The organism is Kitasatospora sp. NPDC058190 (assembly GCF_042883685.1).
Lineage (GTDB): Bacteria > Actinomycetota > Actinomycetes > Streptomycetales > Streptomycetaceae > Kitasatospora.
Window position 1 is genome coordinate 970 of sequence record NZ_JBHVVI010000250.1, and the last position, 3,353, is coordinate 4,322.

At 70.4% G+C, this 3,353-nt stretch carries 1 protein-coding gene and 1 pseudogene; both read right to left on the reverse strand.

What is annotated here, in order from left to right; genetic code table 11:
• A partial coding sequence (locus ACFVWU_RS44375; protein WP_387632298.1) for a nitrate- and nitrite sensing domain-containing protein occupies positions 1–2,758 on the reverse strand: 2,758 nt, incomplete at its 3' end.
• Between the two features lie 413 nt (positions 2,759–3,171).
• Positions 3,172–3,353, reverse strand: a pseudogene (locus tag ACFVWU_RS44380) (ATP-binding protein); the annotation flags it as partial.

A 3,353-nucleotide genomic window follows, 5' to 3' on the forward strand; every position in this document is an offset into this window, starting at 1 on the left:
AGCCGTCCTGGGCGTACCCGTCCTGCTGGTAGCCGCCCTGGTCGTTGCCGTACTGGCCGTACTGGTCGTCGGCGCTGTACCGGTCGTCCGCGTAGCCGCCCTGGTCGTAGCCCTGCGGGGCGTACTGGCCGTAGCCGTCCTGGGCGTACCCGTCCTGCTGGTAGCCGCCCTGGTCGTTGCCGTACTGGCCGTACTGGTCGTCGGCGCTGTACCGGTCGTCCGCGTAGGCACCCTGGTCGTAGCCCTGCGGGGCGTACTGGTCGTAGCCCTGGTCGTAGTCCTCCTCGACCTCGGCGTCCACCACCGGCGGCTGCGGGGAGCCCTCCAGGGCCGCGCGGCGGACCTGGTCGAGGCGCTGGGAGCGCTGGACGGACTCCAGGGCCGGGCTGAAGCCGGAGGAGCCGGCGTGGCCGAGGCCGGTGAGGTGGTCGTCGAAGCCCAGTTCGGCGGCGCTGCGGGAGCGGCTCTCGGGGGCCCACTCGGCGGTCGGCTCCTGGTCGGCGAAGATCCGGGAGACGGTGAACTGCTCCTCCGGCTCCGGCGCGGGGCCGGCCTTGGTGACGAACGGCGGGAGCATGACCAGCGAGGTGGTGCCGGCCGACTCGCCCGACGGGCGGAGCTGGACGCGGATGTCGTGCCGCTGGGAGAGCCGGCCGACCACGAAGAGGCCCATGCGGCGGGAGATGGTGGCGTCGACCGTGGGCGGCTCGGCCAGCTTCTCGTTGATCTCGGCGAAGTCGTCCGCGGTGAGGCCGATGCCCTTGTCGTGGATCTCGACCAGGACGCGGCCGTCCGGCAGACGGGTCGCGTTGACCAGCACCCGGGTCTGCGGGCTGGAGAACGAGGTGGCGTTCTCCAGCAGCTCGGCGAGCAGGTGGACGAGGTCGGTCACGGCGGCGCCGACGACCTCGACCTCCGGGATGCCGGACAGCTCGACGCGCTCGTACTGCTCCACCTCGGACGCGGCGGCGCGGAGCACGTCGACCAGCGGGACCGGGGTGTTCCAGCGGCGGCCGGCCTCCTCGCCCGCGAGGACGAGCAGGTTCTCACCGTTGCGGCGCATACGGGTGGCCAGGTGGTCCAGCTTGAAGAGGTTCTCCAGCTGGTCCGGGTCGGCCTCGTTGTTCTCCAGGTCGGTGATCAGCGCCAGCTGGCGCTGGATCAGGCCCTGGCTGCGACGCGACAGGTTGGTGAAGATCGCGTTGACGTTCCCTCGGAGCAGGGCCTGCTCGGCGGCGAGCGCCACGGCCTGCTCGTGGACCTGGTCGAAGGCCCGGGCGACTTCGCCGATCTCGTCCTTGCCGTGCAGCGGGATCGGGGCCACCGAGGTGTCGACCCGGTCGGGGTCGGTCTTGGAGAGCTTCTCGACCAGGTCCGGCAGACGGTGGTCGGCGATCTCCAGGGCGGCGCTGCGCAGGGTGCGCATGCCGAGGATCATCGAGCGGGCGACGTAGCCGGTGAGCAGGCCGGCCAGGATCAGTGCGGCGACGACGATGACCGTGTTGAGGATGGCGTCGTAGAGCGCGTTGTCCTTGAGGTTGCGGGAGTCGGTGAGGACGTCGTCCAGCAGCGCGACTTCGGTGTTCCGCAGGGCCTGGATGTGGTTGCCGGCGGCCTGGTTCCAGTTCTCCGGGGTCAGACCGGCGGCCTTGGCCTCGGCGAACGCCGCGTCGGCGGCGGCCTTGCCCCTCTGCTGGCCCAGGGCGGCGGCCTCGGCGTAGTTGCCGGCGAGCGCCAGCAGGCCCTGCATGGTGGGCGCGGTGCCGTTGGGCATCTTGAGCGCCGAGTGGTCCTGGGAGGTGGCCAGGGCGACCTGCGCGTCCCCGTACTTCTTGACGTCGTTGGGGTCACCACCGGTGGTGAACTCGCTGAGCGAGACCTGCTCCAGCTTCTCGGACACCAGGATCTGCTGGGTCATGTCCTGGTTCTCGTAGCGCGTCGTCACGCCCTGCGAGATTCCGGCCAGCAGGCTCAGCATCAGCGAGCGCTGGGTCGAGGCGGAGGCCTTGGCCAGCGACATCGCGTAGATCGCGCGGCCCTTGCTGGTGGCGTTGGCGGAGCCGTTGCCGACCGAGTTGTCGTAGGCCAGCAGCGGCGCGAACATCGCCGAGTAGGCGTTGGCGGTGGCGCTGGCGAACAGCTCCTTGCTGTACGCGACCTGCCGCAGGTGCGGCAGGTCGACCACCAGGGTCTGGAAGGCCTCGTGGCGGCGCGGAAGCTCGCCGGACTTGTCGGAGGCGTCGTACGCGGCGTTGTAGGCCTTCAGCGCGGCGTCGGTGTCGGCGCGGCGCTTGGTGACCTCGTTGTTCGGGTCCTGCCCCGTGATCAGGGGTATCAGGGTCTTGTCGCGCTCGTTCTCCAGCGCCTCGGCGAGTTCGGTCGCCGCCTTGGCCAGCTCGGCCGTCTTCTCGGCGCGGGACGCCTTGATGTAGCCGTCGACCGAGGTGTTAACGCGCAGACCGCCGAAGACGAGACTGATGATCACGGGGATCAGCAGAATCGCGATCAGGCGGGTCGGCACGCGCCAGTTGCGCGGGCGGAGGAAGTCGTACCGGCTGGAGCCGCCGTCGGCGGGCGCACCGGCGCTGCCGCGCGGCTCGTTGGCCGATGTCGGGGGCTTGGGGGCCGGAGTGGCCGGGGCGCGCTCCTCGGTGGGAGTGAACGCGGAGAATCCGGCCTGGTCCGCGGCGGTACCGTTCGGCTCGCTCTGGCGGGGCTCGGAGCGCCGCTGCGGGGCGGGTTGCTGCTTACGCCTCACTCGACAACTACCTCTCGGCCGACTTGCCGGCCATGGATCAATCCAGCGCTACCCCCGGGGCCCTGGCCTGTCACCGGACGGGGCCGGCGCGGGATGTTCAGGGGCAGCTGGAATTTCAGCACGTGCAGGGATGGGGAACAAACAGCCCCGATACGGCACCCGCGTCGGCACAATCCGGACAATCAGCGACATGACGGAGCAAAACCGTGGTCATCTGGCGCTGAGTGACGCTGTTTCGCCACGCTGCGTCATTGTTGATCACAAAATGCCTACCGAACTGTTATCCGCTGCTTATACACGGGTCTTGCGCGGGGCCCTCGGAGGACACCGGCCGGTAAGCGTCACCGCCCCGGCGGCCCGTCAGTGTGACGGGTCGCCGGGGCCGGTTGGTTCCCTCTCGGACCGGTCCCGCCTCAGCGGAGTCGGGCGAGCAGGGCGTGTTCGACGAGGGTGATGAGGGCGCTCTTGGCGCTGTCGCGGCGCCGGGCGTCGAGCGCGACGACGGGGGTGTTCTCGCCGAGCTGGAGCGCCTCGCGGACCTCTTCCGCGGTGTGCGGCTGGTGCCCGTCGAAGCCGTTGAGGGCGACGACGAAGG